Here is a 1,829-nt window from a genome sequence, read left to right on the forward strand (position 1 = left end):
ATACCCGTCCCCGTTGGCTTAAATCATCCTTAAACTTCAAACCTAGATTCAAAACACATATGCCAACCAAAAGGATAACTAATAATTATATCGTCTTTGCGTTCAATTGCTTTAGGTTTTTACGCCAAAATATCCATGGTTCTTAGGATTCGATAGAAAATGGGATGTAAGTCGTCTATCTCAGGTTCTATTCCCCCAAATATTAAGACTGAAGGCCAAGCTGAAGTTTACCGATAAACTGATTCTCTAACTTTTGACGTCCTGTTAAACTCCACCTCCCTTTTGATACTTGGTTCATTTATGTCATTTGATAGCCTAACCCTTAACCCAAAAACCGTCTCCGCGATCCCATCTCAATTCAATAAGCCGACAGAGATACAGCAAGCAGTAATTCCTACAATTATTGCGGAGAAAGACGTGCTGGCGTTGGCTCAAACGGGTAGCGGAAAAACGTTGGCATTTGGCTTACCTTTGCTGAACAGCATCAAGCATGATGTAAATGAACTACAAGCGATAATCATTGTTCCAACCCGTGAACTTGCCTCTCAAGTAGCCAAAGCACTAGAACCCATCGCAACCACACTTGATATCAAAACGGTGACACTGACTGGTGGAGTTGATATCGAGATCCAGCAACAGCAATTGTTAGAAAAGCCACAACTCGTGATCGCAACTCCTGGCCGCCTACATGCCGTTATTCAAGAGAACAAGCTCGAGCTAACCCAATGCAAGTCTTTAATTCTTGATGAGGCAGACCGTTTACTCGACATGGGATTTTGGCCAGATGTTCAAACCATTATTTCTGCTCTTCCTAAAAAGCATCAAACACTGCTGTTTTCGGCTACGCTGCCAAAAGAGCTGATCAGTCAGACTGAGGCGCTTCTTGTTAATCCAGTAAAGGTCACGACGCATCAAGAAAACAGTGTGGTCGCGGCTATTGAAGAAACTCTGTACTTAGTGAACAAAGGCAGTAAAGCTCAAGCGCTGATCGCCCTACTCAATCAGCACGCATGGTCGCAGGTATTGGTATTTATTGGCGCAAAAGACAATGCAGATGCATTAACCAAGCGATTGAGTAAAGCCAAAATAAGTGTGAATGCGCTACACGGAAATAAGAGCCAAGAAGAGCGAGAGCAAGCATTAGAGAGTTTCAAAAATGGCAAGACTCGTGTGCTTATCGCCACCGACGTTATGGCTAGAGGCATCCATATTGATCAACTACCTGTCGTAATTAACTTTGATTTGCCATCGCATTCGGCGACTTACGTCCACCGAGTTGGTCGCACAGCAAGAGCAGGAAGTACTGGCAGCGCGATCTCTCTGGTTAGCCACAGCGAAACTGACTACCTGAATGCAATTCGTACTCTGACCAATAAACCTCTTATGCTACAAGCGTTGGAAGGTTTCCCTGTTACAGACAAACCTGCATCTGAAGCGACAGCTCGCAAACGTCCGCCTAAAGACAAGATGGCTAACCGAAGAACCGCAAAAAAGAAGAGTGTTAAGCAATTTAAGAGCAAACCAAGTTCTTCGAAATAACCTGTTATTCAAAGTAACCACAGAAAATCGAATAGCCCAGTTTGCACTGGGCTTTTTTATGGTTGATCTCATATTAGCAGGACCAAAATACAAACTTATGCCCTCAAACCTCCATAAAGATGCCAACCTAAATGACACTTTTATGAATTATGATGCCAAGGTATTGATTCTTGGTTGCTCAAAAAAAATACTCTAAAATCACGTTGACGCCCCTATATCTGACAACTAGATTTTTCTATTAGTGTCTAAAAACCGGGAGGTCATTGAAATGAAACGTGCAAGCTCTACAT

Annotated in this window: 1 protein-coding gene; it reads left to right on the forward strand. The window is 42.8% G+C overall.

Features of this window, described 5'->3' with window-relative positions; translation table 11 throughout:
- Positions 1-300: 300 nt before the first annotated feature.
- Positions 301-1,539, forward strand: a complete 1,239-nt coding sequence (locus AB4496_RS25200; protein WP_009846449.1) for a DEAD/DEAH box helicase — start codon at positions 301-303, stop codon at positions 1,537-1,539.
- The last annotated feature ends 290 nt before the right edge of the window (positions 1,540-1,829 follow it).

It is taken from the genome of Vibrio sp. 10N.222.46.A1, assembly GCF_041473595.1.
Classification (GTDB): Bacteria; Pseudomonadota; Gammaproteobacteria; order Enterobacterales; family Vibrionaceae; genus Vibrio; species Vibrio tasmaniensis_A.